Source organism: Candidatus Cloacimonadota bacterium, assembly GCA_021734245.1.
In the GTDB taxonomy this organism is placed as follows: domain Bacteria; phylum Cloacimonadota; class Cloacimonadia; order Cloacimonadales; family TCS61; genus B137-G9.
In genome coordinates this window covers 1-26,895 of sequence record JAIPJH010000005.1, presented here as the reverse complement: position 1 = coordinate 26,895, position 26,895 = coordinate 1, and the positions used below count along the sequence as shown (strand labels likewise).

The window sequence follows — 26,895 nt, the reverse complement described above, 5'->3', positions numbered from 1 at the left end:
CATGTTAAATAAAATTACAGAATTTTCTGTTAATAACCGGGTGTTCGTTCTCATCATCACAGCTATCGTTATCGGAATAGGAATTTGGGCAATTTATAATACTCCGGTAGATGCCATTCCCGATCTTTCCGATGTGCAGGTTATCATTTTCAGCGATTATCCGGGACAAGCTCCGCAGGTGGTGGAAGATCAGGTGACTTATCCGCTTACGTCGGCGTTGCTGTCTGTACCTCATGCCAAAAGTGTGCGGGGTTATTCCTTTTTTGGATTTTCCATGGTTTATGTTATTTTTGAGGACGGAACCGATATTTACTGGGCACGTTCCCGCGTATTAGAATATTTGAATGTAGCTCAAAGCCGCTTGCCGGAAGACGTTTCCGTTCAGTTAGGGCCGGATGCAACCGGAGTTGGTTGGGTCTATATGTACACACTCACGTCAGATCGGCACGATCTGCAGCAGCTTCGCTCGATCCAGGATTGGTATCTGAAAAATGAATTGATGTCGGTTCCGGGAGTTTCGGAAGTGGCTAGTGCCGGTGGATATGTGAAACAATATCAGGTGGAAGTAGATCCGGAAAAACTGCGGGCATACGGACTAAGTTTACAGAAAGTAAACATGGCTATAAAACGATCCAACAATGATGTTGGTGGTAAACTTCTGGAAATGGGTGAAACCGAATACATGATCCGTGGAAAAGGGTACATACAATCGATAGAAGATTTAAAAACAATTTCTGTAGGATTGGATAAAGAATCCAGCACACCAATTTATCTTTCACAGATTGCCAATATCCATATCGGACCGGAAATTCGGCGCGGAATCATCGAAATCAACGGAGAGGGTGAAGCAGTTACCGGTATCATCGTGATGCGTTATGGCGAAAATGCTGTTGATGTGATAAATGGTGTAAAAACTCGTCTGGAATCTCTACAAAAAGGTTTGCCGGAAGGTGTTCAAATCCACACCTCCTACGACCGCTCTTCTCTTATTCAACGCTCTATCGATACACTTAAAAACACTTTATTTCTGCAGATGCTGGCTGTGACCATCGTAACGATGATCTTCCTGCTGCATTTACGCAGTGCTTTTGTGGCTATTTTCACTTTGCCGGTGGGAATTCTCATCAGTTTTATTATCATGAAAATCTGGGGAATTTCGGCCAATATCATGAGCCTGGGAGGAATTGCCATTGCCATTGGTGTGATGGTGGATGCTTCCATTGTAATGGTGGAAAATCTGCACAAACAGCGAGAACGGCATAAAGATAAATCGCATCACGAAATGGTTTTGATAGCTGCCAAGGAAGTAGGACCGGCACTGTTCTTTTCGCTGCTCATAGTTACAATCAGTTTCATGCCAGTGTTCAGTTTGCAACAGCAGGAAGGCAGGCTTTTCATTCCCCTGGCATTTACCAAAACTTTCGCCATGGCAGCCGCAGCGCTGCTGGCAATCACGGTTATTCCCGTCCTGATGTTTTACTTCGTGCGTGGAAAGATCAGGCCGGAAAACAAAAATCCTTTAGCTCGATTTTTTATTGCTGTTTACCGTCCTGTCATCAAATTTGTACTTTGGTTTCCCTGGCTGGTCATCATTTTAGCAGTCATTATTTTACTCTCGACATATATACCGTATAGCAAGTTGGGTTCGGAATTTATGCCGCCTTTGAATGAAGGTGACCTTTTATACATGCCGACCACACCACCTGGAATTAGCATTACAAAAGCGAAAGAGCTTTTACAGCAGACAGATAAGATAATTGCTTCTCATCCGCAGGTGGAACACGTTCTGGGAAAAATTGGCAGAGCAGATACTTCCACCGATCCGGCTCCGCTTTCCATGATAGAAACCACGATCATCCTGAAAGATAAAAGCCAGTGGCCGAAGGGAAAAACCATCGAAGATGTGATTCGTGAACTGGATGAAATGGTGCAATTTCCCGGTCTTACAAACAGCTGGACAATGCCGATAAAAACCAGGATCGATATGCTGGCTACCGGTATTAAAACCCCAGTAGGAATTAAACTGATGGGAGATGATCTGCAGCAGCTTTCTGAAATTGGAGAACAGATCGAAGCTTTGTTGCGTCCGATGCCGGAAGTAACTTCCGCCTATTCGGAGCGTGTAACTGGTGGAAATTTTATTGATATCATGATAGATAGAGAAAAAGTGGCGATCGAAGGATTAACTATCGGTGATGTGCAGGATGTGATAAAAAGTGCTCTGGGTGGAATGAATGTAAGTTACACAGTAGAAGGCTTGGAACGCTATCCTATAAATGTGCGTTATCCAAGAGATCTCAGAAATAACATCGACGCTTTAAATCGACTCACAATAACCAGCCCAATGGGTTATGCAGTTCCATTGGGTCAACTGGCTGAAATCGAGATCGTGAAAGGTCCGCCCATGATCAAAAGTGAAAATGCCCGGCGTACAGCCTGGATCTTTGTAGATCTAAAAACATCAGATGTAGGCGGTTTCGTGAAAGAAGCAAAAGAACTCATAGCTAATCATGTGGAAATCCCCAGTGGTGTTTCCCTGATCTGGTCAGGTCAATTTGAGTATATGGAACGAGCTGCCAAACGACTCAGAATTGTTATTCCAATTACTCTGGCTCTCATCTTCCTGATCTTGTTCATGAATTTTAAAAGCGTAACAGAAAGCTTTATTATGATGATCACAGTGCCTTTTGCACTGGTGGGTGGAATTTGGCTGATGTATTTTAATGATTATAATATTTCGGTGGCTGTGGGTGTCGGTTTTATTGCTTTAGCGGGATTAGCCGCGGAAAATGGAGTTGTGCTGCTGGTTTACCTGGATGAAGCATATAATCGCTGGAAAAGAGAAGGTAAATTGAAAACTATTTCCGATCTGAAACAAATCGTGATGCAGGGTTCTGCCGAAAGAGTGCGGCCGATCCTGATGACAGTTTCTACCGATGTGATCGGTCTTCTGCCGATCATGTTTGGAACCAGTACCGGAATCAGAGTGATGAAAAGAATTGCTGCTCCCATGGTGGGAGGGCTCATCTCTTCTGCTGTGATGACATTAGTGATTTTGCCAACGATCTATTTCCTGTGGAAAAGACATCTTATGAAGAAAGAGAAAGTGTGATGAAAAATTTCATTCCGAAAAATTCTGCCAAGGAATGTCTAACAAAGAATCTTGGTTGTATAATGAAAAAACTTTCCCAAAGCATGGAAAAGGATTATTTGATAGAAGCTTTGGTAAAGTAAAAATTTGGAGGAAGAATGATAGATTACGGATTTTATAAAGAACTTGATAAAACATTTGAAGAAACTGCCGAAGTTGTTCTGGCAAAACTGAAAGAGCACAAATTCAGCATTGTCAGCCAGATCGACCTGAAGCAGAAATTCAAAGAGAAACTGAACATAGATTACAAGCAGTACACTATTTTGGGATTATGCGATCCGCAGAGTGCCTATAAGGTTGTTACTACCGAAGAAAACATTGGATTGATGCTGCCCTGTAATATGATCGTGTATGAGAAAGAGGATAAAACCGTTATCGCTATTATGCGCCCATTTGCCATGATGGCCAACCTGGAAAATCCCGAATTGGATGGTGTAGCTTGTGATGTGGAAAACCGATTGAAAGAACTTTTTGATTCAATAAAATAGAAGGAGAATAAAATGGAAAAAATATTAATACTCGTATCAGCTTTAGTGCTGATTTTCCTGTTGGGGGCTGACGAAATGTTCGACAGCAAGATGAATGAAATTGCTGAAAAATACTTATATATCCAGGAAATGCTGTCCTTGGATAGAACAGATGAGATTACTCAAAAAGCAGCTGAAATTGCCGATCTGGCAAAAGATTTGGATGTGAGTAATGTGCCAGAAGAACACAAAATGCATTTTGCAAATCTACCGGAAAAAATCGGCATAAATGCTCAGAAGATCAGTAAAGCTGAAACTATCGACGGAATGCGGGCAGCCTTCAAAGAGCTTTCCAAACCGATGGCAATGTGGGCCAGCATGATGCAGCCGATGGGCATGAATGTGGCATTTTGTAGCATGGCTCCAGGCAGCTGGCTGCAGCGGGGAGATGAAATTATGAATCCTTATTACGGTGATAAAATGTTGCATTGCGGTGAGATAGTTTCTGAGGGAAAAGAAATGGAAAGTGAATCTGAAAATAAAATGCATCATGGAATGGAGCATAAATGATGAAAAGAATTTCTACACTGATCTTCATTCTGTTGACTCTTTCTCTTCTCTTTTCGCAAGAATTTGAAAGATATTCCGCAGAAGATTTCAAATCCAGGTTGGATGAACTTATTAAGGAGGAAGCAGATTTTGCACTACTGGATATTCGTACTTTACCGGAATATCAATTTGGTCATATAGAAGGTGCTCAACTTATAGATTTTTATGGAAAAGATTTTGTGCAAAAATTGAATGAAATGGCTAAAAGTAAAACATACCTCATCTATTGCCGCAGTGGAAATAGAACTTCACAAGCACTACAGATAATGAAACAGCTGGAATTTGATAATGTGATCGATCTGGAAAATGGAATCGTAAGCTGGTTGGAAGCAGGTTTTGAGGTAGTGAAGTAAATAACACTCCGATGTCCGACATTTGCCGGACATTCGGAAGCATAAATTTATTTCATCAATAACATTTTGCAGGATTTCGAGTATTTTCCCGATTTTAATCTTGCGAAGTAGATTCCTGATGAAACAGGATTTCCGTAATTGTCATCACCATTCCAAACTACAGAATAACTAAGTGGCTTGCCACATTCTTCGATACAATGCTGCGCATCACTCAGAATGACAGGCAGAGTCTTTACTTTCTGGCTTTTTAAGTTGTAAATTCCGATGGTCGCAAACGAGGACGTTTGCGTTACATTGAAGCTGATTGTAGTGGATGGATTGAAAGGATTTGGGTAATTGGTCAGTTCAATTTGCGGCTCAACGAGATTGTTCTGTGCCTGAACTTCCTGTGGCTCTATAATACGAATTCCATCGATGGAAACATCAGCATAACTGAATCCGGAACAGGTATATTTTATTTTTACAGTTTGTCCTATATAGTTTGTAAGATCCAGCGAAACATATTTCCAGGTCCATTCTTCCAAACCTATGTTTGCAGTTTGCCACAAGTCGGTCCAGGAAGTTCCATCATCATTGGAAATGGAAGCCGTAATTCCGGGGTAATTGGGATAACGATCACAAAAACCAACATAAAAATTCCAGTCCAAATAATCTGCAACAGGAAGTTGAATTTCCGGTGAGATCATTACTTCGTTCAAATTGGCATAAGCTACGAGAGAAGTGGCAGAATGTGTGCTGTTGCTATTGGTTTCAGAAAAACTTTCCAGAGAGTTTTCCAGAATTTGCCAGGTAAAGTCGGGATTGGTGGTATTCAATTCCCAATTGTTTTCCCAGCTGCCATCGAAATTTTCTTCAAAAATCACATTTCCCCGGGTGATTTCGAAATCCACTGATTTCGCACGTAGCTTATTATCTTCTGCATATGCTATCACAGTTATTTTATGATTTCCATTTCCCAGCATACTCAGATCGAAACTGCAGCCAATCGGGTATAAACCGGTTTGAATCAAATCATTATCCACAAAATAATCAATCGAATCAATTGCTGTGATTCCAGTTTCTTCAATTTGTATCGTCATATTTGATTCTGTATTGAAAACAGTTCCAGCTTCCGGAGAAATAATGTTAAAATCAGGGCAATTCTGCCAGGTTTGATTGATATCGATATCTACCGAACCGAACATATTCAATTGATACGGCATTCCACTGAGCGGGAAACTGTACCAGCCGTTATATCCGCCGCCCCAGCCAAAATTGAAATGATATTCTTCATCCGTGTTGTAGCCATCCACAACAATTTGATGTCCAGCCGTCGGAGCCAGAATTCCCAACCTGGCAGGAAGAGCCGCTTTCATGTTTTCTGCTAATCTTTTGAAAACATGAGGTTCATCTTCCCACAATAGATCGGTTGTATAAAAACCGAATCTGCGAAAAGCATTGATGATCTGTTGATCATAATAATTTCCTGAAATATTGGAAGCATAAGATTGTTTGATGGCAGCACCACAAGCGAAAACGAGAGCAGCAGATTGTTCGGGAGTAAGATATTCCTCGCCAGAATAAACATCCTCAATCTGATTCAAATAATTGTTCAATTCCGGATAGGAAAGAAATCCATGATCATGGTTGTCATCATCGATGATGTAATTATTTGCTCCCGAACTATACATGTGATAATCATCATCGTCCGAAAGTTGAGTATGATTTATTTCACGATGAAAATTCAAAATTTGTGACATGACAATAGAAGGACAACCAGCTACACAACGCTGAGAATTTTGAGGGTCGATCGGACAAAACTGATTGTAAGGATAACTTTGAGTCCAGTTGGTTTCCAGCCAGCCTCCTGTTGGTGTCGTTCCAGCTGGCGGCCATTGTTCAAAACGTGTTCCCGTACTCAGCATATTATTCCATTTCTGCTGGTTCTTCTGCTTGAATTGCATATCTAACTTTTCAAGATACGAATCTGTAACTTTTCCCAGCCAGTATTTCATAATTTCCAATTCATTTGGATCGGATGTAAAATCGTTCAAAAAAGAATAGGCCAGGATCGGATGGATTTCATTATCTGCCGAAACCAAAACGAAACCTTGCGGAGATAAATTTGCCAGAAAAGCAATATTCACATTTCGATTATTTGTAAATTGCTCGATTTGATCAATTTGATTTGTCACATTTTTCACTATTAAAAATTCTTCAGCTTTCTGTCTTGCTTCATTTAGAGTCGTGGGAGCTGCATTTAATAAAAAAATGGATATAATAAAAAAAACCATAAACAACTTTTTCATTGATCCTCCAAATATTTTATACATCTAATATGCAAATAAAATGCCAAATATCTAAACCAGAAGAAATAAAGTCATCTCAAACAATCCCAGAAGTTTTTGAAGATGTTCAGATTATAATTAATCAGATTGATATCTTCCATTTCGTTTTTATAAAAAATTCTATCGTCTGGATTTTGTAAGAAGTGATTTTCCAACATTTTATTGCCATCTTCCCAAAGCATCTCAGGATGGAATTGAATTCCCCAGACAGGTTTGTTCTTCATTTGGAACGCCTGGATTTTAGAACTTTCATTGATAGCAATTATTTCAAATTTTTCATCCAGAAAACATACTTCATCATATCGAGATTCCAGAAAAATTGGCTGAGAGATCTTCTTGAAAATGCGGTTTTTTGTGATTTTCATCTGTTTCCAGCCAAATTCTGGATTTGCACTTTTGCAAACCGCTTCATCACCGCAAACTGCTTTTGCGATAATTTGATGGCCATGGCAGATTCCCAGGATTGGTTTATCATGATTCAAAAAATGCTCGATAACTGTAAAAATCTTACCATCCCATTCGCTTCCATTTGATGCAGAAAGTTCCGATCCTGAAAGAAGAAGATGAGAGAATTCCGAAACAAGGTTGATATTGTCTTCCAAAGTCATGACAAAATATGATCTTCCGAAGGTAATTCTTTCTGCAATCACATTTGTAAAATGATCTCTAGCTTTCTGGTCGATAATCGTATTTAAAATTAATATCATTCATTAGTCCGTCAATATTTTTTTACGCAAATTTTTAGGTTTCCAGAGATGCTTCAAAATTCCACATTTCTGCTTTTTTATCAATTTATTCCAATTTGCTATATCCAGATCGATAATAGCAACAGCCGCAGTAGGAAATCGCTGAGTTTCTCCAGTTAAAATTTTTATAAGCAGTTCCATGGCAGGATTATGCCCAACGATCATGATTTGACCTGGAGAATTATCCAATTTTGTAAGAAAGGTTAAAATTGTTTTGGGATGAGCCAGATAAAATGAGTCGAAGAATTTGATTTTTGATTCATCCAGTTTTAATATCGAATTTGCCAGTTCTGTAGTCTGACGAGTTCTAAGAGCAGCAGATGAGAAGATCATTTCTGGAATCAGGTTTTCATTTTTTAGAAATTCTGCCATAAAAGGTGAATCGCGCCTTCCTCTTTTTTTGAGAGGACGATCAAAATCATCCAGGCCTGCATCTTTCCAGCTGGATTTTCCATGACGCATTAAGATTATTCTTTTCATATTATTTCCAAATTTTATTTCTCTGACTAAAACAAATATTTAAATGTCCAACCGTCAAGATAAACAAAAAAATCCCGACCGAAGCCGGGATTTTAAAAAATGATTGAAGATATTTCTATTTAAAGAAAATATCGATGCCAACACCTACGTCGAAACCGGATTCTTCATTGTCAACATCATCCCAGTCGCCGCCGTATTTACCAAGGCCCATTTCATATAATACACCGGCATCCAGATAAATATTTCCTGCGATTGGATAAAGATATCCAGCATAAAAAGCTAAATAATTTGCGCTGAATTTATTAGCTCCATTATCAGTAGATTCCATCATAAAACCAGCGCCACCGTAAATTTTATCATAAAAATAGCGACCACCTAAACCAAAAGCAAATTCTGTCATTGGATCATCCCAAGCATCAGAATTTGCATTCACGTAACTTAATAATACATCTACACATACATTGTCAATTACGAAATAACCACCCCAGGGCATGATCTCAATAGCATTTACCGGATCTGCATCTGAATTCATTTTGTAGCTTTCAAATCCGATCCAGCCACCAACGGTTTTTGTGCCTTGCTCAAAAGCAAAAGCTGATACTGCAAATACTAAACAAAACAAAAGTACAAATACTTTTTTCATTTTTTCTTCTCCTCTGAATTTGGTTAACACATCACTTTACAAAACCTGATTTCGAAACCTGCGATCATTCTTTTATTTATCTGAATTCAAATTTCTAATTAGTTGAAGAAATGTGTCAAGAAAATCGCACAAAACAAAAAAAAAGAAGTTCCTATTAACATATTAACACGGAACTTCTTTTTATCAAATTATGTCTATTTCAGCATCAGCATCTTGCGGCTGGAAGTATAATTACCGGATTTTAGTTTATAAAAATATACTCCGCTGGCTGCAGTTTTTCCTGTATTATCTTTTCCATTCCAGGTTACAGTATGATCATTTGCTGTTAATTGATCACTGATTAGTGTTTTGACCAATTCTCCCTTCACATTGTAAATACTCAAAATAGTATAAGCTGGCTGAACAAGTGAGAAAGAAATTGTAGTTGTTGGATTGAATGGATTTGGATAGTTTGCATTCAACTGATTTGTAAGTTGAACGATCTGTCCCGCTTCAGTTCCAGAAAATAGAGCTATATCATCAATATACCAATAATCAAGGCTGAAACTATCACCGTCAAACCAGAAAGCAACTTGGAAATTGTTTGAGCCAACATCTGGAGTATTAATTGTAAGACTAACACTTTCCGGCCCAATATCTCCAGTTGGGAAAACTTGTGAAGCTACATTCCAGGTTGTTCCACCGTTACTAGTTGTGGCTATCCCAATTGAATATCCGGCCCCATCATAATCATCCAGCATATGTGTATATTCCAAATTTACTGAATTCATTCCTGCTGTAGCAATTACAGGAGATGTAAAGTAGCTGCTTCCTACAAATGATGGAGTCCAACTGAATTCTAATTCCGGAACTGTGCCACCGGCATTGTCAGTTCCAACTTCGCTCCAATTTTCCTGTCCATCACCCATTACACTCCAGCCGGCTGGCGGGAATGTTCCAGAGCTGAAATCTTCCATAAGCAATTCATCTCCAGTATCTTTCCAGATGTAAATTTCATCAACATAAGCACCTTCATAGTTAATGCTGTAATCGCTGGTAAATATGTAGGCAATCCAAACCTCGGGCTGACCTGTCAGATCACCAAGAGTGTAAACATCAGTGAGATCAAAATTCTCATATTGCCAACCACCAGAAGAACCAGACCATTGTAAACCATAATAATTTGTACCATCTATGGAAGCCATTAATTTGAAGTAGTCATAATCTGATTCTGTTTCGTACCAGAGGTCATATTCGATATCTGCATCAACGGCATCTGCCAGGCTGAAGGGTCCATAAACCATCCAGGCGTTCATGTCATTTGGATAGATTTGTTCTGTGGGAGCATCGTCGCCACCATCTGCACACCAACCGCTCCAAGAACCTACGGATGAATTATCATTGTTATCACTCCAATAACAATCTATTGTTGCATCTGAATAGCAATCCCAATCATTCGGCCAGGCTCCTTCAAAATCTTCACTTTTAATGACCTGCCAATCGCGGCTGCCTGTTACTTGTTGGTTGATGTTTGTTTTAAGTTCATCATTCGTTTCATCGACTAATTGCATTACGTTTGGATTGAATACCGCCGATGTAGGCTCACTTCTTCCCTGATCACAGGTTCCTTTGGCTAGCAGTGCTCCTGCTAACAAGGTTAAAACTACTAATAAAACTACTACTTTTTTCATCTTTTCTCCTTTGTTATTTTTTTTTGGATTAGTCATAAATATTCTCGAAACACTATATGATTCAAAAATGTTCTACTTGTCTTCAGGGTCAAGCAAATTGAGTTAAAATTATAATAAATTATTTATAAAAGATTACCTGACTTTCAAACCAGTGATTTGCTTTCCAATGTTCACCTTCACTCAAGTTGCGATATGCCATGGGGATGTAATCAAATTTTAGTGTTTCACCGGGAGCAGCAATTTCTGCTAACTCGATTTGCCAGGGTTCTACAACACTTCCGGGAGCCCAGCCGGCACGATCAAATTTCCAGGTTCCATCCTGTGGTCGGCAGGAATTCAAATAGCAATCTGTTTTCCAGAGTCTGTTTTCAAACTTCTCATCGTTAACGTAAACAGTTCTGTCTGCCGGCATAAATTCGGCTGCGTTATTGGTGTTGGGATGCATGCCGTGACCTGTTACCATCAATCTCAGTTTAGCATCTTTTGCTTCTTGGGGCATTTTCAATTTCAGTTGTGGAAGATGATCACTCATTGGATCGAGAGGATTTCCGTAGAAAAAGCTGCCTGACCACAAATTTACAACTTTTATAGGAATGCGTTCAGGAATTCCCGGATAGAAATCGAGATCGACCGAAACGTACCAGCCGATTTGATCTTCGGGATTTTCTTCTTTTTTCTGCCAGGTATCTACACGCAGATCCATTTGCTTTTTTCCACTGAAAAGCGGTAGAAAATCTGTTACATCAACTTTCCAGATATAGCCACGATTGTAAGGAGTGATAAAACGACAAATCTCGTAACGCACCGAATCCTGCCAGATGTAGACAGCAGCACCACGATCCCAGGGATCGAAACCGCCCGGCATATCAGTCATTTCCAAAGTGAGAACAACACGACCGATCTGATCTTTGAATTCCGGGAAGATAACCTGATGCTCTGTTTCTCGATAATCGATAAAAATCGGCTGTTTATCTATTGCTTTTATAGATATTGGAGCTTGGTAATTCTCTGCTTCATTCTCCATTTTCAGTTTAATATCATCCAGGATAATAGTTGTTGTCTGATCGGAAGTTTGTCCTCCAGCAGCCAATCGAACAGCATAGGGTTGCATCTCAGCGATAAAGAATTCATCGAAAACAGATTTATCTTCTATCTTCAGGGTAATCTCAGATCCACCAATTACCTGATGAATTTTCAGGTAAAATTCTTTGGCTTCTTCCTCTTCAGGATCTGCACGAAATTCTATGGGGGAAAGGATTTTTTTGATCTCTTTTCCGTTCCAATGCAGCGAAATTTCTCTTTGCGGCCGGTTGTAAAAGTTTCCATCCGGACCAAACCAGGCGCTGGTAGCAGGGTTGCATACATCAAATCCAATTGCAAAACTTTTTTCAATATTCGGCTCATGCCACTTCACAAGGTCAAGGTTGAGTTTAAGGTTGAGAGTGTCTGCACCGAAGATTTCCGTGTTCAAAAAGGCAATACCGCAGCCTTCAGCTCCTGGAGTAATATACATCTGCCAGCTCAGTTCGATATCCTGGTATTTATTGTCATTCAAAACAGGAAATACAGCAACATTTTTATGATTGTTCAAAATCCCGCCATTTACCAGATGCAGAATGCCATTTTCTATTATCGGTTCATACCTTTTTCCATATTTATACAAAACAATGCTGCTGTCTGGTTCATCAAAATTTCAGGTATGTTCCATTGATTGTAAAATAAATGGTAAAAAAAGAACAATTATAATTATTATTTTTTTCATTTCTTTCCTCTATTGTATGAGAAGTATAATTCGCAAAGGTGGAGCTTTGCGTTATGCTTTTTTCAGTCTGATCATAAACATCGTTCCACTTGGCTGATTGTTTTTCACCCTCACAGAACCGCCGTAATTTTCCACAGCCTTCTTCACGATGAAAAGCCCAAGACCGGTATTACCGGAATTTCCGTAAGCAAAACTTTCTTCAAAAATCTTATCTCTAATCTCTTCGGGAATGCCAATGCCAAAATCTGCAAAGTTTATTTGTACGAATTGCTTTCGAACTAAGATGTCGATTATTATTTTTTCAGTTTGAGAATGCTTAACAGCATTAGAAAAAAGATTATCAAACACTGATTCCAGCATCTGATCTGCCAGAACAGAACCTTTACCGTTTATTTCGATATTGAGCATGGAATAATTGGAAATCGTTTTTTCTAGTATATCTTTTCTTAAATCTATAGGATATAATTTTTTATCATCACTCAATAGATTGGATAGATTTCTTAATTTTCTGATCAAATTGATACTTTTTTCGATCTGACGCGGAATTTCTTCCAGATAGGAAGATTCTTTGGAATCATTGTATAATCTCATGGCGCTGTTCATCACGGAAAGATTATTGATGATATCGTGACGCAGCATTTTATTGGTTAATTGAATATGATCATTTCTTTCCTTTAATTCTTTATTTTGAATGCTTATGGTTGCATTAGCTTTCTGCAGTTCTACGTTTTTCAGGTGCAGATAACGATTTTGCTGGATCTGTTTTTCCATTTCATATTTTGCCTGAATTTCCATTATTTTAGCTGAGTTTTCCTGATTAAACATAGCTTCTTTCATTTTGGTTGCTTTCACAAAATTTTCGAATGCTTTTTGATAATCTTGTTTCTTTTCATAGTAAGACGAGAGAAGTTGATAATGGATATGTTTGACCGGACTGTCATCGATTTGGGAAAGCAACTGCTGGCTGCTATCCAGGATAGCTTTGCCAGCTTCAAAATCATTATTATCAAAATGACAATCACAAATATTGTGTAATAATTGAAGAATATAAGATTTGTTTCCGATCTCTTCCATGATCTTCAAACTGGCATCAAGATTTTTTAGAGCCTTGTCTATCTTTCCCATTTTGGCATAAATATTTCCGATGTTGTTATAAGTATTTGCCATCTTGGCTTTACCGCCGATCTGCTGTCTGATCTTCAGCGAATTCTGATAATATTCCAATGCCATCTCCAGATCATTATTTTCACTGAACAGCATTCCCAGATTATTGAGGCAATCTGCCACTCCCAATTTATCATCGATTTTCTGGCGGATTTCCAGTGATTCCTTCAAGTATTTTTCTGCCTGCTCAAGATGTTTTAATTTCAAGTGCAGTAATCCAATACTGTTTTTGGCAACGCCAATTCCCTCTTCATTTCCCAATTCTTCTTGAATATGAAGCCCTTTTAAAAAATACTTCATGGCTGCCTGGTCTTCCATTAAATCATCGTAAACGATTCCCAGCCAATTATAAGCACCTGCCAGATTATTTTTTTTTCTTACCCGAATTATTTTGTAGACTGCTTTTCTGAGTTGAACTTTGGCTTGTAGGCTTTTTCCCATATTGTGCAAAGTAACGCCGATCGCCATTTCCAAACTGGCAGCCTGCGACTTATTATCCAGTTTTTCGTAAAGAGTAAGAGCCTTTTCAAAATAATTCTTGGCAGTGGAAAATTCATTTTTTCGCCAATAGGCAAGACCAAGCTTCTGAAAGCAGATAACAATATATTTTTCTTCGGAAATCTGCTGTGCCAATTGCAGTGCTTCCTGCAAATAAGCCAGACTTCTATCTTCATCCGAATTTTGAATATACTGATCGCTAATCTGACAAAGCAATTCAATTTTTTCTTTTCCTGCAGCGTTTTTCAATTTATGTTTCAATTCATCAATTTCAGCCACTAAATCTCTCCTATATTTCTATTAAAATTTACTCCTCGATTTGTCAGTATCATGAATATTTTGTCCAGTCGTTTTACAAAATCAGAATAATCTTTTTTATCAGGATCGATCCAAATTAATTCTGCTAAAGCGCTCATTCTGGGCAATGCCATGTATTCTACTCTTTGTTCAGATGGCATCCATTCCGTCCAGACGTTGCCCTGAGCACCTAAAATATATTTTGCTTCATCATCAGAAAAACCGTTAGGAACGGGATCGTAGTTATAAACTTTTTCCAGCGTTGTAACTCCAAAAGCACCTTTATCGTCTACGTTCTGTTTCCAGTCGAAATAAAGATAGGGATTTGGACACATCACCACTTTGCAGCCGCTGGCGAGGGCTTTTCTGGCAGAATCGATCCCGTCTTTGCGCCAGCACATCACCAGCATTTCTTCATTCACTCCGCCATCGGTGATCTCATCCCAGACGACGGGAATTTTTTTCTGTCGCCGTATAAACCGGGCGATTTGCTGCATGAACCAGCTTTGCAATTCGTCTTCATTTTTCAGGTTTTCATTTACCATGCGCTGCCGGCAGAGCGAACATTCTTTCCAATAGGATTTATCTGCTTCATCGCCGCCGATATGAATGTGTCGGGATGGAAAGAGTTCGAGCACTTCCTTCAAAATATCTTTCAGAAAATCAAATGTATCATTCTTTCCGGCGCAGAAAAGATCGGGATTTGTGCAATAACCACCGGGTGCAACTTGCAGTTTTTTTTCACGGCAGGAAAACTGTGGAAAGGCGGCAAAAACTTCGCTGCTGTGACCGGGCATTTCGATTTCTGGCACAACGCATACAAAACGATCTTCTGCATATTGAATTATTTCTTTTATTTCATTTTGAGTGTAAAATCCACCGTAAACTCCATTTGCTTCTTCTTTTAAATTTTGTCTTTCCAGCCAGGGAAGATGTTCCAGGTTCTTTCGCCAGGCACAGGTTCTGGTAAGTTCAGGATATTTTTTTATCTCGATCCGCCAACCGTTATCGTCCGTAAGATGCCAGTGGAAAACATTGAATTTATGCATTGCCAGCAGATCGACATATTTCTTAATAAACTCGATCCCGAAAAAATGACGGGACACGTCCAGATGCATTCCGCGCCACCTGAATCTTGGTTTGTCCTCGATTTCGCAACAGGGAATCTGTAGCGGAAATTTTAATTTGGAATTTTGCCAAACTTCTGCGGGAAGAAGCTGCAGCAATGTTTGAATTCCATAAAAAATTCCATTTTCTGCTTCAGCCATAATTTCTATTTTACTTTCAGAAATTATTAAACTGTAACCTTCTTTTCCCAATCCGGCATTTGTAGTTTCTAATGAGATGAAGTTATGTGAATTTGCCAGGAATCCTATCTTAACCCCCATTAAATCATAAATTTGATTTATCAGGTATTCAGCTAATTTTGCTGATTTTTTAGCTTCTGGAATAATCTGGATTTTTGTATTTGAATTTAGAGTGAAATAACCTTTTCGAGATTTTATTCTGGCAGGTTTGGGAATAACGTTATACATCAGAATAATTTTTGAATTAATCTCTTACAGGTTAGTTTTACCAGTTTGTGATGGTCTGTGAGATATTTCTTCCAGCGAGCGATATATTTTTGTAAAACAGGTTCAGGGCGGATAGCGTTTAATACTTCCAACTGCCGTATTTGCAGATCGAGATAAGAAGCATTCAAAACACCTTTGAATCTTTGATCATAAAGTGCCCACCAGCCGTTATCATATTTTTCAAGTTGATCGATAATTCCATTCACACCTTTATCGAAAAGCAGTTTGGAATTTTCATTTCTGGTGATGCGAAAATGATCCCAGATTCCAAATAAAGCAAAGATATGACCATTGAAAACATGCCCTGGATTATTGGGATTTGGATATTCTTCGAACCACCAATTCGCAGCCTCAAATTTATATGCTACTCCATCATCTGCCATTGATTTTTGAAAATATTGAATAGCTTGATCGCAAACTTCCAGATGTTTTTTTTTCTTATCAACAGAATAAGCTCTCAAGAGAACTGAAATTCCCTGTCCCTGTGCCATTCCGGAGATCCAGCCATAGGGAAGATTAGAGATTTTATCTTCGTATAAATATTGCCATTTTCCATTTTCATGATTTTGGATAAACCAGTTGGAAAGCTTCAAAAATATTCCAAAATCTGGTTTTGATTTTGGAAGTTCCAATTCCCAGACAGCAAGAGCATATTGTGCTATCGTAACAGGATTGTATTGATCTTCAGAAATTCCAGGAAACGATACAACCGGAATTCCATTCTTATCGAATCTGTAATTTTCTTTTATATCTAATTCCAGATATTTTCGGTTGGGGTGAACATAATAATGTTTAATTTTGGAGGATGAAAGTTCATCTGTTTCTGCAATATATTGCTCCTGAGAAACAAAAAAATGTTTGTAGGGTTTTTTTAAGATCAACTTACCAATATTCATAAAAATTCACTCCAAAAATATTGATATGCAGAGTGCAGATGGAATCAATTTTGGTCAAGCAGGATGTTTTTTTCAATTTTTTCCGATTGACGTTTTGTTCATTAATAAATATCAAACTTTCATAGTTTGTTAAAAAAAGTGGAGGGTAAAATGAAATACTATATTTCTTTTGATTATGAAGGATTGGCAGGAGTTACAAACTGGCAGGAAACTTATGGAAATCAACGTTTTAATCAACTGGCAACTGAGCAGATGAATTCTTTTCTAAAAGGAATATTTGACTCTGAACCTGAAGCTGAAGTTGTGGTTGCCGATTCTCATGCCAACGGCGATAATCTGATCTGGGAAAAACTGGTCGGCAATACCAGGCTCATCAAAGGTTATCCTCGCACATATTACATGATCGAAGGCTTGGACAAAAGTTTTGATTCATTGATCCTTTTTGGGTATCATGCTCCGGTTGGAATGCCGGGAAACATGGATCACACATATTCTGCATCGTCATTTTATTCAGTAGAGATCAATGGCAATAAAGTTAGTGAAATCTGCATCAATGCTATGACGGCTGCTGAAATTGGTGTTCCTCTGCAGTTTGTATATACCGATGATATTACATCAAACTGGCTGCACGAAAATGTTGACCAGGAAATCAAAATCCTGGTTTCCAAAAAAGCCATTTCCCGTTATGCAGCAGAACTCTATTCACATCAGGAAATTTTGAAGAAATTATTTGAATCAGGAAAAAAGCTCACTTCATTTCCAAACTATTTTTACCAGCTTTCCGATAATTATTCCTGCAAAATACAAGGCATCGACACTAACATCGCTTATGCCTGTGCAATGGTGCCAGGAGTAGAATTGTTAGATCCCAGAACTTTGATCTTTGAATCAAAAGATATGCAAACTTTATATCGCTACTTAATGACACTTTGCATGGCAGCAGGATCGGTGAATAACCTTTATAGATAATAATTATTGAATTTTAACATTGTAATAGTTTGACTTAGGTCAAACAAATAGATTGCTTGACACCCAAAGTACCCACAATTTTATTGAACATATGAAAGATATATTCGTAACTTACTATTTTAATGTCGGTTAACAATCAACAAAAAATTATAAAAAACTAACAGAGGTGGTATTTTGAAATTTAATTTGTTTTCAACAGAAGACAATGTAACTCGAGAAATGGTAGTAGATTTTTTATATAAACATTTAGATCGATTTCGCGATTCTAAGGAAGACATCAACAAATGTTTGGATTATGTTTTTTCAACCCAAAAAAGTGAAGGCGGTTTTATTCTTCTTGCTAAGGAAGCCGAGCAGCTGGTTGGAATTGTCGTGATGATCCAAACAGGAATGAGTGGCTACATACCAGAAAATTTCCTGGTTTATGTAGCTGTAGATTCAAAAATGAGAGGTAAAGGAATAGGCGGAAAATTAATTGAAAAAGCCATTGCTGAAACTAATGGAGATGTTGCTTTGCACGTAGAATATGACAATCCTGCAAAAAGATTGTATGAACGTATTGGTTTCAGCAGCAAATACGCAGAAATGCGTTATCAGAAAAAGGATTAAGTCATGGCAAAATTATTGGTTCGTACCAAGAAGATAATCTCAAATATTGAAAAACTTTCAGATTATCTGGAAAAAAATAATATTACTTGGAGTTTAACTGCTAAGGTTCTTTCCGGTCATAAAGAAATTTTAAAACCAATCCTGAAATCTTCTACTGTAAAAAAAACTCATTCTGTTGCAGATTCCCGTCTTTCCAATCTAAAGAATATCAGAGAACTTGCTCCCGATATCAAAACGATGTACATAAAACCACCTGCTATTCAGAACATAAAAACAGTTATTGATGTTGCTGATTTCTCTTTAAATACTTCCTTGAATACATTGGAGGCTTTGAATGAAGAAGCCAAAAGACAGAAAAAACTGCATAAAGTTATTATCATGATTGAAATGGGAGAATTGCGGGAAGGTGTGATGCGAGATGAACTGATAAATTTCTATTCCCAATGTTTTGAACTCTCCAATATTGAAGTTGTAGGAATTGGTACAAATCTGGGCTGCATGTACGGAGTAGAACCTACTTTTGACAAACTGATCCAGCTTTCTTTATATAAACAGCTTATCGAAGCGAAATTTGATCGTAAGATCGACCTGATTTCCGGTGGAAGTTCCATTACCTTACCCTTGATTTCGCGAAAAAAAATTCCCAAATTGGTAAATCATTTCAGGATTGGTGAAGCAGCATTTCTGGGGCTAACGCCACTTACTGGCAAGAAATTCAGAAATCTTTCTACAGAAGCATTTGAATTTGACGCCAATATTATCGAAATGGAGCAGAAAGAGAGTAAACCAGATGGTAAACTCAGTGAGGGAAATGTTGGTCATGCTGCGGAAGCTAAAAACTCAGCAATAAGCTATAAAGCTATCCTGGATTTCGGTGCTTTGGACGTTAATACAGATGATATAAAACCAAAGGATAAAAATGTAAGGTTTTTTGGAACAACCTCCGATATGACTGTTTACGATTTGGGAACCAGTGTTTTACAAAAGAAATTTGACGTTGGATCAATCATTAGATTTAAGCCAAATTATATGGCTGTTGCCAGATTGATGAATTCCAAATTTATCGAGAAAGAGATCAGTTAATCTTTGATTTTATAGATGCTCTGCCAGGGGGATAATCAAATTTAAGAATTTTCTTTATTAAAAAAAAATACATCTTTAAAGGCTTCGACTAGTTTCCAGTTGAAGCCTTTTTTTATGTCCACAAACGAACAAAAAGCTGTCCGCCAACGAACAACTTTATGGGGAACAGGGACATTATAATATGACATAAAGTACTGCCATGTAAGCAGTAAACAGTTTTGGAATGGAAAATGCAGAATTGTATGACAATAAGTGAAAAAAATAGATGATAAAAAAAGACGAAGTCTGCTTCGGGCAGGAAGCAGACTTCAAGTGAGTTGAATGATCTATTTAACTCAACGTCCCACAACGGATAATTTATTTATCATGCCAGAATGCGCAACCTTTTTTTTATCATTTATTAAGAAAATTCAAAAAGGATAAGGAGAAAGCATGTTAGAATTGAAAGGGATATTTAAATATTATTCCAACAATTTTGTAAAAACTTATGTACTTAGAGACATCGATCTAAAGATCGAAGAAGGTGAATTTGCCACAGTAATGGGACCTTCCGGCGCAGGAAAATCTACCCTGCTTTATATTTTGGGAATGCTGGAAACAATCGACGATGGAGAATATTATTACAAAGAGAATCCAGTTCACAAATTTAACGAGAAAAAACGTACTGACCTGCACAAGCATGAAATTGGTTTTGTATTTCAGCAGTATCATCTCATCGATGAACTTACAGTTTATGAAAACATCGAAATGCCGCTTTTGTATCAGAAAATCAAAGGTGCGGAACGCAAATCAATGGTTTGTGATATTTTGGATCGTTTCAATATCGTTGGCAAAAAAGACCTCTTTCCCAATCAACTTTCCGGCGGGCAGCAGCAATTGGTAGGAATTGCCAGAGCTATTATCGGCAAACCAAGCCTGCTGCTGGCAGATGAACCGACCGGTAACTTGAATTCGGCTCAGGGAAAAGAGATCATGGATCTTTTCAAAAAACTGAATGAAAATGGAACAACCATCGTTCAGGTTACACATTCCGAAGAAAAAGCAGCCTACGGAAATCGTATTATAGATCTTCTTGATGGTAGGATCGTTATACAATGAAGTATTTCTTTTGATGAAAAAAGTAAGGAAAAACAGATTTTGAAGAATTCAGCAAATAAAAAAAATGAGTTGAAATTTTATAAATTGTGGACGATGACAAGCTGAGTTTCCTTGCTCCTTCCTTCTTGGTTTGCCGTCGCCACATTTTTTTTTGAGGTAAAAAAATGTTCAAAAATTATTTCAAGATAGCACTCCGAAATATCGGAAGACAGAAGTTTTATTCCATCTTAAATATTTTAGGTTTAGCAATTGGAATTACCTGCAGTTTGCTGATATTTTTATATATCCAAACAGAACTTAGTTACGACAAATTCTGGCACAAAGCTGATAATATTTATCGCCTGACAAATGAAAATGATATGGGCGGCAAGATCGATAAATATTGTAATGCTCCGCGACCAATTTCTCCTGCAATGAGCGAGATTTATCCTGAGATAAAAGCTTACACAAGGGTTTGCGGAGTGAACGGTCTTTATACTCATACAGCCAATCTTTTTTTAGAGCAACAATCCATCACTACAAATAAGATTTTTGCAGTTGATTCAACCTTTTTCGATGTTTTCCAGAATCAGTTTCTATACGGAACCGAAGAAACTGCTTTTTCAGAACAATTATCGATCATCCTCACAGAAAGTCTGGCAGAAAGAATTTTTGGTCGCAGCGATGTGGTGGGAGAAACATTATCAATAGAAAATGCAGTTGATGTAGTGGTTTCGGCTGTTATTTCCGATCTGCCTGGCAAAACTCATTTCGAATATGAAGCCCTCGTTCCATGGAGAGGAGGTTTTGGAGCATATCGACAAGGCGAAGAAAACGTCTGGTACGGCTGGCAGGTTTATCAATATTTTTTATTGGAAGATGGGGTAGATCCTGATGAACTGGTCGCCAAATTCCCAGATTTTGTAGAAGAAAATATGAAGGAAACCTACGATCGTTTGAATGGAACATCTGTGCTGGGATTGCAGCCGATCAAATCGATCCGACTGCATTCTGATCTGGTGTGGGAAATGTATCCCAACAGCGATATAATCTATATTTACGTTTTCAGTATAATTGCAATATTCCTTCTGTTAATTGCCTGCATAAATTACATGAATCTGGCTACGGCAAGGTCTGCCAGACGCAGTCGGGAAGTTGGTTTGCGCAAGGTTTTTGGTTCCAATCGTGGTTCTTTGATAAAACAATTTCTGATGGAATCGATCATCATGGCAGTGTGTGCAGCTGCAATTTCGCTTGTTTTAGCAGAGCTGCTCTTGCCAGTATTCAATCAGATCACCTCACTTGATATTTCCCTGAATCTGATCTCCAATCCGGAATATTTAATTGGAACTTTACTAATTGGATTGCTGGTAGGATTTCTGGCTGGAATCTATCCGGCGTTTTTTCTGTCTCACTTCAAACCTGTAAACACGCTGAAAGCAGAAAATACCAAAGGAACTCAAGGATCATTATTTAGGAAAATACTTATTATTATTCAGTTCAGTATTTCCATTGCTCTTATCATTGGAACGCTTATCGTTATAAAACAGCTTCATTATGCCAAAAATAAAGATCTTGGTTTCAATAAAGATTACCTGATGGCAATAGATGTAGGCAATCCGCAAATGTATCCGCAGATTCAGGCTTTCAAACAGGAACTTGCTAATGAATCCAACGTGATCAGTGCAGCTGCTTCTTTCAATATGCCGGGAACAACATTCAATCGTTCTCCGGTTCGCATGGAAACAGAAGAAGGCGATATTCAGCAGATGAGCAGCCAGTTCATGCAGATCGATTTCGAATATCTGGAAACCATGCAGATGACTCTGAAAGAAGGAAGAAATTTCAGTCGTGAGATCGAAAACTCTTGGGCACAAAGCGTGCTGGTAAATGAAGAAGCAGTTCGCAAATTTGGTTGGGTCAATCCGATCGGTAAACGAATTGTTGCCTTTACAGACAGTCTGGGAAATGACAATTTTGCTGAAGTTGTAGGCGTTGTGAAAGATTTTCATGCAAACTCGTTAAGACAACAGATCTATCCTGTTATCATTTGGCTTATTACTGATGATATGCAGTTTCGCTATAGAGAGAGACTGCGAGTTTTCGTTCGCATCAAAAGCGAAGGTTATCGAAAAACCATCGATAGAATATCAGAGATATGGAGTGAATTCAGTCCTGATGAACCGATCCAGTTCAGTTTTGTAGATGATCAATTGAATCAGCTCTATCAAGGTGAAGAAAAACTGATAATTCTGTTCAGCTATTTCACGTTCATCACAATTTTTATTGCCTGTCTCGGTTTATTTGGGCTGGCAGCTTTCACTGCTGAGCAGAGAACCAAAGAGATCGGAATCCGCAAGGTTCTGGGCTGTTCAGTTCTTCAGATCGTATCACTGCTTTCCAAGGATTTTACAAAATTGGTGGGAGTTTCGTTCTTGATTGCCTGTCCTGTTTCTTATTTTGTGATGAAAGGCTGGCTGCAGAATTTTGCCTATCGAGCTTCTATGAGTTTGTGGATTTTCATTGCTTCGGGAATTCTGGCTCTGTTAATTGCTCTTATCACAGTTAGTGTACAAACTTTGAAATCTGCTACTTCCAATCCGGTGAAAGCGTTACAATATGAATAAGACCTTTCGAAGGTTTTAGAACTTCTTGCTAGATCGACCTTCGAAAGGTTAGAGATGAGTAATGAGAAGTGAGAAAGGAGTAAAATTATATGAAACAGTTTGAAAAACAATGGCTACAAAAACTACAAAATGCTCTGCAGAAAATCGGCAGAGAAGATCTTTTTGATGGTTTGATTTCCGGCAAAGAAGATGAAACGATGATCTCCTGGTCGAAAAAAATGATGGAAAAACTGTCTGAAGAACTTACTCAAAAGCAGATAGAAGAAGTAATGTGCGGTTGTGCCTGCCTTAGACCTAAAACTGACCTGAAAGAGCTGCGCAAAGAATATTGCAGAACCAAAGACATCAAAACAATTCACCAGAAAATGCAGGGAATTTTCGAAGTTTACATCAAAAAATATAAACAGCTTAGTGACCAGCAGATCGACATGATAAACGAACTTGGCATGGGAATGGTGGGAAAGTTGGAGGACAACATTGTAACAGTCTCAAAAATTCCTAAGGAATTCCACAAATATTTTGCCTGTGATGATGAAAAGATGAAGAAATATTATTACTGTCATTGCCCTCGTATTCGAGAAGTTTTACTTTCTGAGGAAGAACCAGTCGATACCAATTACTGCTATTGCGGAGCAGGATTTTACAAAGACATCTGGGAATTCATCCTGCAGAAACCGGTAAAAGTGAAATTAATTGAATCGATCATGCAGGGTGATGACGTGTGCAAAATTAAAATTGAACTATAGGTGGGCAAAATGGAATTAATAATTATTATTGCAGCAATTCTGGTAATTTTATTGATGATCTTATTGATAATTTATCGACGTAAAAGTGAACAGCTAAAACCAAATTATCTGGTTTTCTTTATAACCGGTGTTTGCTGGATGCCGTTGGGAATTGCTACCAGAAATCCTGTTTTCACGATTGTAGGAACAGTGTTTTTTATTATTGGTATAACAAAGCACAAAACCTGGAACCGTGGACCCAAATGGAATGAACTTTCTCCTGAAGCCAGAAAAATCAAAATGATTGCCATCATCGTTCTGGCATTGCTGGTTTTAGGCGGATTGATAACATTTATGTTAGTAAAGAAGGATAATTATGTTCAAAAATTATTTAAAGATCGCATACCGCAACATCATAAAACAAAAAGCAAATTCAGTTATCAATATTCTTGGACTTGCTTTGGGATTAGCAGCCTGCATCCTGGTTGGACTATATATCTGGCAAAATCTTCATTACGATGATTTTCATATAAACAAAGATCGCATTTTTAGAGTTTCCGTTTCCACCAAAACACCACAGGGAACATTTCCAACAGCCGAAACTCCAGCTCTGCTTGCACCAACTCTGAAACAGAAATATCCCGAGATCGATAGTATTGCCCGTGTCTATTTTCCTGATAGAGATCTTATCAGTTCCTCCGATAAAAAATTCTATGAGGAAGAACTGATCTTTGCTGATGATGGATTCTTTGATATTTTTACTTACAAATTCCTGCAGGGAAACTCTGAGACTGCACTCAATGATAAAAATTCAATTGTCATAACAAAATCGGCGGCTCAAAAATATTTTGATTCTCAGGATCCCATTGGTAAAGTTATGAAATTTAATAATCGTTTAGATTTAGAAGTTACAGGTGTTATTGAAGAAGTTCCGGTGAATTCACATTTCACGTTTGATATGGTGGGCACCTACAGTTCACTGGTCGATCTTCCGGTAGGGAATTATCTCGACCAATGGGGAGCAACTTTTGGTTCCTACACTTACGTTTTGCTGCAGCCAAATTCTGATCCTGTTCAATTTGGAGAAAAAATAGCACCATTTCTTAATGAAACCATGAAAGTAATAGAAGGAGTTTACAAAAATTTTATTCTTCAGCCTGTCAGTTCTATCCATCTTTTTTCCGATTTGGAAGGTGAGATTAATCCCAACAGCTCGATTACATATCTGCTTATATTAGGCTCCATTGCACTTTTCATCCTCATACTAGCTTGCATAAATTTCATTAATCTGACCACAGCCAGAGCTGTAAAACGAGCGCGGGAAATCGGAGTTCGAAAAGTTTTCGGCGCTGTTAAACAGCAGCTTATCAGACAGTTTCTGGGTGAATCTATCCTGATAACTTTGATCTCACTGATCTGTGCGCTGGTAATAGTAGAACTCTTTGAACCTGCCTTTAATAAACTAATTGGAACAGAACTTACTTATCAATTTTTCAGTAGCTCCGGTATTATGTTAACTATTTTCCTGGCTGCATTGTTAGTCGGCGTTTTATCAGGATTGTATCCTGCTTTTGTTCTTACGCATTATCAACCTGTCCACGTGATGAAAGGTACTATGCACAGCAGCAGAAGCGGTTCTGCTTTCCTGCGAAAGTTCCTGGTTTTGCTGCAATATTCCATTTCTCTTATCCTGATAATTTTTACTATTATCATCAATCAGCAGATCGGATTCATGCGAGATTTTGACATGGGATTCGATCAGGAAGAAGTGATCGTGCTGAAAACTCCGGAACGAATGTCTTACAACTCAGAAACTATCAAAGCGGAACTGAATGCAATACCGGGAGTTGTTAAAACTTCCACCAGCCTTGGAGTGCCAGTTTTAGGTAGCGGATTTGGTACGAATCTGATTCCTGATTTAGCACATCAGGATTTAGAATTCATGGTTTCTGTTCGTATGATTGATCATGATTTTCTCGATCTGTATGGAATTAAACTTCTGGCAGGTAGAACGTTATCTGAGCTTGGTGAAGTAGATTTTACTACAAAAACATTGGTAAATGAAACTACTGTAAAAAAACTGGGATTTTCATCTCCGGAAGAAGCTTTGGGAAATAATTATACAATTGGTTTAAGTAATGGTGTAAAAAGATTTTCTCCGGAGATTATCGGGGTTGTGAAGGACTTCCATTTCAATTCATTACACGAGGAAGTCTCTCCGCTTCTGTTCATGTATTGGCCCTACCTTTTCCATGAAATTTCGATCAAGATAAGTCCGGACAATGTTCCTGCTACGATAAAAGAAATCAAATCTGTCTGGGAAAAATTCTATCCTGTTCATCCCTTCGATTTTTCCTTCCTGGACGAAAAGATAGATTCCATGTACAAAGCAGAAGAAAGATCGTTCAAGGTGATTTCAACTTTCTCGGTTCTGGCAATCTTCATCGCCTGTTTAGGCCTTTTGGGATTGACCTTTTACACCACAGAACAGCGTCGCAAAGAGATAGGAGTTCGCAAAATTCTGGGAGCATCCATTCCCAATATAATTCAAAATATTTCTGCTGAATTCTTAAAATTGATATTGATCGCGAATCTGATCGCCTGGCCGATAAGTTATCTATTTGTGAATAAATGGCTGGCAAGTTTTCCCTATAAAGTGGAAATCAATGTCTTTGTTTTTATCATGGCAGCAGCCATCGCATTTGGAATTTCCCTGATTACGATTGGTTATACCGTTATTCGCAGCGCAGCTTCTAATCCGGTTGAGAGTATTAGATATGAGTAGCGCCAACATCCTGCCTGCCACACCTTGAAAAGGCTTCAATGGGAGAAATTCATACTGATCAGCCTTTTCAAGGTTAGAGGTGAGAAATGAGATTTGAGAAAAAGAACATGAGAAAATCAGGAAGATTCTCTCGTTCCCAAACTCCTGATTGGGAAGGAAGTATGAAGCAAAACATTTGTTTTGTGCTGGGTAGCCGGAGCTGCGAATAATCTTTGACAATAGAATTGAAAAATTTAGATAAAGCAAATCACTACTGTCCTGTTATAAGTTAAACAATACCAATTGTTTAGAATCGGAGGGTGTAGTTTTTCTGTAATCCGATTTTGTAAGTAGTTGCAAAATAGGCACTTTTTCAAAAAGCGAGACACTCAAAATTTGTAGAA

Annotated in this window: 20 protein-coding genes; 11 read left to right on the top strand and 9 right to left on the bottom strand. The window is 38.2% G+C overall.

Features of this window, described 5'->3' with window-relative positions; genetic code table 11:
• Window position 1: 1 nt before the first annotated feature.
• From K9N40_01560 to K9N40_01545, 4 genes are all read left to right on the top strand, one after another.
• Window positions 2-3,112: a CusA/CzcA family heavy metal efflux RND transporter gene (locus tag K9N40_01560; protein ID MCF7813149.1), complete on the top strand. Its 3,111-nt coding sequence runs from the start codon at window positions 2-4 to the stop codon at window positions 3,110-3,112.
• 137 nt (window positions 3,113-3,249) lie between these two features.
• On the top strand, window positions 3,250-3,639 hold the full coding sequence (locus K9N40_01555; protein MCF7813148.1) for a DUF302 domain-containing protein: 390 nt from the start codon (window positions 3,250-3,252) through the stop codon (window positions 3,637-3,639).
• Between the two features lie 12 nt (window positions 3,640-3,651).
• The gene (locus tag K9N40_01550) at window positions 3,652-4,188 is read left to right on the top strand and encodes a DUF3347 domain-containing protein (GenBank protein MCF7813147.1); all 537 of its coding nucleotides are present in this window, start codon (window positions 3,652-3,654) and stop codon (window positions 4,186-4,188) included.
• Complete coding sequence (locus K9N40_01545) at window positions 4,185-4,580, top strand: rhodanese-like domain-containing protein (GenBank protein MCF7813146.1); 396 nt, start codon at window positions 4,185-4,187, stop codon at window positions 4,578-4,580. Before K9N40_01550 ends, K9N40_01545 begins: the two co-directional genes overlap by 4 nt.
• A 47-nt stretch (window positions 4,581-4,627) precedes the next feature.
• Here K9N40_01545 and K9N40_01540 read toward each other — a convergent pair whose 3' ends face one another.
• The 9 genes from K9N40_01540 to K9N40_01500 all read right to left on the bottom strand — a co-directional run bounded on the left by K9N40_01540 (window position 4,628) and on the right by K9N40_01500 (window position 16,637).
• On the bottom strand, window positions 4,628-6,868 hold the full coding sequence (locus K9N40_01540) for a C10 family peptidase (GenBank protein ID MCF7813145.1): 2,241 nt from the start codon (window positions 6,866-6,868) through the stop codon (window positions 4,628-4,630).
• 71 nt (window positions 6,869-6,939) lie between these two features.
• On the bottom strand, window positions 6,940-7,614 hold the full coding sequence (locus tag K9N40_01535; GenBank protein ID MCF7813144.1) for a gamma-glutamyl-gamma-aminobutyrate hydrolase family protein: 675 nt from the start codon (window positions 7,612-7,614) through the stop codon (window positions 6,940-6,942).
• Window positions 7,615-7,617: 3 nt separating this feature from the next.
• Window positions 7,618-8,133: a histidine phosphatase family protein gene (locus K9N40_01530; protein ID MCF7813143.1), complete on the bottom strand. Its 516-nt coding sequence runs from the start codon at window positions 8,131-8,133 to the stop codon at window positions 7,618-7,620.
• Between the two features lie 115 nt (window positions 8,134-8,248).
• Window positions 8,249-8,776 (bottom strand): porin family protein, encoded by a 528-nt coding sequence (locus K9N40_01525; GenBank protein ID MCF7813142.1) that lies wholly within the window; start codon window positions 8,774-8,776, stop codon window positions 8,249-8,251.
• Between the two features lie 194 nt (window positions 8,777-8,970).
• Window positions 8,971-10,446: a T9SS type A sorting domain-containing protein gene (locus tag K9N40_01520; protein MCF7813141.1), complete on the bottom strand. Its 1,476-nt coding sequence runs from the start codon at window positions 10,444-10,446 to the stop codon at window positions 8,971-8,973.
• Between the two features lie 118 nt (window positions 10,447-10,564).
• Window positions 10,565-12,109, bottom strand: coding sequence for a hypothetical protein (locus tag K9N40_01515; protein MCF7813140.1), 1,545 nt, complete (start codon window positions 12,107-12,109; stop codon window positions 10,565-10,567).
• Window positions 12,110-12,259: 150 nt separating this feature from the next.
• The gene (locus K9N40_01510; GenBank protein ID MCF7813139.1) at window positions 12,260-14,149 is read right to left on the bottom strand and encodes a tetratricopeptide repeat-containing sensor histidine kinase; all 1,890 of its coding nucleotides are present in this window, start codon (window positions 14,147-14,149) and stop codon (window positions 12,260-12,262) included.
• The gene (locus K9N40_01505; protein ID MCF7813138.1) at window positions 14,149-15,702 is read right to left on the bottom strand and encodes a beta-N-acetylhexosaminidase; all 1,554 of its coding nucleotides are present in this window, start codon (window positions 15,700-15,702) and stop codon (window positions 14,149-14,151) included. The genes K9N40_01510 and K9N40_01505 overlap by 1 nt, the downstream gene beginning before the upstream one ends.
• Complete coding sequence (locus K9N40_01500) at window positions 15,702-16,637, bottom strand: D-glucuronyl C5-epimerase family protein (protein ID MCF7813137.1); 936 nt, start codon at window positions 16,635-16,637, stop codon at window positions 15,702-15,704. The genes K9N40_01505 and K9N40_01500 overlap by 1 nt, the downstream gene beginning before the upstream one ends.
• A 150-nt stretch (window positions 16,638-16,787) precedes the next feature.
• Between K9N40_01500 and K9N40_01495 the strand changes: the two genes are divergently transcribed.
• The 7 genes from K9N40_01495 (at window position 16,788) to K9N40_01465 (ending at window position 26,512) form a co-directional block, all read left to right on the top strand.
• On the top strand, window positions 16,788-17,606 hold the full coding sequence (locus K9N40_01495) for a M55 family metallopeptidase (protein ID MCF7813136.1): 819 nt from the start codon (window positions 16,788-16,790) through the stop codon (window positions 17,604-17,606).
• A 219-nt stretch (window positions 17,607-17,825) separates the two neighbouring features.
• Complete coding sequence (locus K9N40_01490; GenBank protein MCF7813135.1) at window positions 17,826-18,215, top strand: GNAT family N-acetyltransferase; 390 nt, start codon at window positions 17,826-17,828, stop codon at window positions 18,213-18,215.
• Between the two features lie 3 nt (window positions 18,216-18,218).
• On the top strand, window positions 18,219-19,298 hold the full coding sequence (locus K9N40_01485) for an alanine racemase (GenBank protein ID MCF7813134.1): 1,080 nt from the start codon (window positions 18,219-18,221) through the stop codon (window positions 19,296-19,298).
• Window positions 19,299-19,730: 432 nt separating this feature from the next.
• The gene (locus K9N40_01480; GenBank protein ID MCF7813133.1) at window positions 19,731-20,396 is read left to right on the top strand and encodes an ABC transporter ATP-binding protein; all 666 of its coding nucleotides are present in this window, start codon (window positions 19,731-19,733) and stop codon (window positions 20,394-20,396) included.
• A 164-nt stretch (window positions 20,397-20,560) separates the two neighbouring features.
• Entirely contained in the window at window positions 20,561-23,002 is a 2,442-nt protein-coding gene (locus tag K9N40_01475; protein ID MCF7813132.1) for an ABC transporter permease, read from the top strand.
• A gap of 89 nt (window positions 23,003-23,091) precedes the next feature.
• Window positions 23,092-23,748: a DUF6144 family protein gene (locus tag K9N40_01470; GenBank protein ID MCF7813131.1), complete on the top strand. Its 657-nt coding sequence runs from the start codon at window positions 23,092-23,094 to the stop codon at window positions 23,746-23,748.
• A gap of 355 nt (window positions 23,749-24,103) precedes the next feature.
• The gene (locus tag K9N40_01465) at window positions 24,104-26,512 is read left to right on the top strand and encodes an ABC transporter permease (GenBank protein ID MCF7813130.1); all 2,409 of its coding nucleotides are present in this window, start codon (window positions 24,104-24,106) and stop codon (window positions 26,510-26,512) included.
• The last annotated feature ends 383 nt before the right edge of the window (window positions 26,513-26,895 follow it).

Bases quoted from the DNA above. Each gene is read 5' to 3' on its own strand.
- K9N40_01560 (MCF7813149.1), top strand. From the start codon at position 2: ATGTTAAATAAAATTACAGAATTTTCTGTTAATAACCGGGTGTTCGTT.
- K9N40_01555 (MCF7813148.1), top strand. From the start codon at position 3,250: ATGATAGATTACGGATTTTATAAAGAACTTGATAAAACATTTGAAGAA.
- K9N40_01550 (MCF7813147.1), top strand. From the start codon at position 3,652: ATGGAAAAAATATTAATACTCGTATCAGCTTTAGTGCTGATTTTCCTG.
- K9N40_01545 (MCF7813146.1), top strand. From the start codon at position 4,185: ATGATGAAAAGAATTTCTACACTGATCTTCATTCTGTTGACTCTTTCT.
- K9N40_01540 (MCF7813145.1), bottom strand. From the start codon at position 6,868: ATGAAAAAGTTGTTTATGGTTTTTTTTATTATATCCATTTTTTTATTA.
- K9N40_01535 (MCF7813144.1), bottom strand. From the start codon at position 7,614: ATGATATTAATTTTAAATACGATTATCGACCAGAAAGCTAGAGATCAT.
- K9N40_01530 (MCF7813143.1), bottom strand. From the start codon at position 8,133: ATGAAAAGAATAATCTTAATGCGTCATGGAAAATCCAGCTGGAAAGAT.
- K9N40_01525 (MCF7813142.1), bottom strand. From the start codon at position 8,776: ATGAAAAAAGTATTTGTACTTTTGTTTTGTTTAGTATTTGCAGTATCA.
- K9N40_01520 (MCF7813141.1), bottom strand. From the start codon at position 10,446: ATGAAAAAAGTAGTAGTTTTATTAGTAGTTTTAACCTTGTTAGCAGGA.
- K9N40_01505 (MCF7813138.1), bottom strand. From the start codon at position 15,702: ATGTATAACGTTATTCCCAAACCTGCCAGAATAAAATCTCGAAAAGGT.
- K9N40_01500 (MCF7813137.1), bottom strand. From the start codon at position 16,637: ATGAATATTGGTAAGTTGATCTTAAAAAAACCCTACAAACATTTTTTT.
- K9N40_01495 (MCF7813136.1), top strand. From the start codon at position 16,788: ATGAAATACTATATTTCTTTTGATTATGAAGGATTGGCAGGAGTTACA.
- K9N40_01490 (MCF7813135.1), top strand. From the start codon at position 17,826: ATGGTAGTAGATTTTTTATATAAACATTTAGATCGATTTCGCGATTCT.
- K9N40_01485 (MCF7813134.1), top strand. From the start codon at position 18,219: ATGGCAAAATTATTGGTTCGTACCAAGAAGATAATCTCAAATATTGAA.
- K9N40_01480 (MCF7813133.1), top strand. From the start codon at position 19,731: ATGTTAGAATTGAAAGGGATATTTAAATATTATTCCAACAATTTTGTA.
- K9N40_01475 (MCF7813132.1), top strand. From the start codon at position 20,561: ATGTTCAAAAATTATTTCAAGATAGCACTCCGAAATATCGGAAGACAG.
- K9N40_01470 (MCF7813131.1), top strand. From the start codon at position 23,092: ATGAAACAGTTTGAAAAACAATGGCTACAAAAACTACAAAATGCTCTG.
- K9N40_01465 (MCF7813130.1), top strand. From the start codon at position 24,104: ATGTTCAAAAATTATTTAAAGATCGCATACCGCAACATCATAAAACAA.